The organism is Erwinia sp. MYb416 (assembly GCF_037479575.1).
In the GTDB taxonomy this organism is placed as follows: domain Bacteria; phylum Pseudomonadota; class Gammaproteobacteria; order Enterobacterales; family Enterobacteriaceae; genus Erwinia; species Erwinia rhapontici.
This window is the reverse complement of the sequence record NZ_JBBGYT010000151.1, coordinates 1-656: the sequence shown is the minus strand read 5'-3', so window position 1 is coordinate 656 and position 656 is coordinate 1. Positions and strand designations below refer to the sequence as shown.

At 55.2% G+C, this 656-nt stretch carries 1 protein-coding gene; it reads right to left on the bottom strand.

Going from position 1 to position 656, the window contains the following annotated elements:
* Positions 1 to 196: 196 nt before the first annotated feature.
* The coding region (locus tag WH277_RS01450; protein ID WP_339503947.1) for a TonB-dependent siderophore receptor at positions 197 to 656 on the bottom strand (460 nt) is incomplete at its 5' end.

Below are 656 nucleotides of genomic sequence, written 5' to 3'. Positions count from 1 at the left end.
GCAGAGTAAGGATGCGATCCGCTACGGTTTTTGAACACGGATTCTGTTGGGCCATCAAGGGCCGGGCATGCCCGGCCCCTACGGTTATGGTGCGGTTTTGCCGCGCGGGGCATGGTGGTCCCGATTTTCGTAGGGGTCAGGCATGCCTGACCCGTATTTCAACTGACCCGTATTTCACCTGACGCAAATTTGACGATCAGAAATCCATCTTGACGGTGAACTGCACTTCACGCGGATCGCCAATCTGGTTGGACAGATTGTTGGTGGCGATCGACGAGGTGTAGTACGTTTTGTCGAACAGGTTCTTCACGTTAACCTGCAAGGTCACCGGGTTCTGCGTTTTGATTTTATAAGACGCAAACGCATCCGCCACCGCGTAGCCCTGTAACGAGTAGTCCTCGCCATTGTCACCGGAACGACGGCTGACCGCATGACCGCCGCCACCAACGGTCAGCGTATTGCCGCCCATCACGTTGTGGAAGTCATAAGTCAGGAACAGTGAACCGGTGTGACGCGGCACGTTAGGCAACATCTTGCCCTGATAATCCGGGTCTTCCATCACTTTGGCATCGGTATAGCCGTAGCTGGCAATCACATTGACGTTCTGCGTCAGCGCACCCGCCACATCCACTTCTACCCCACGCGAACGCACTTTT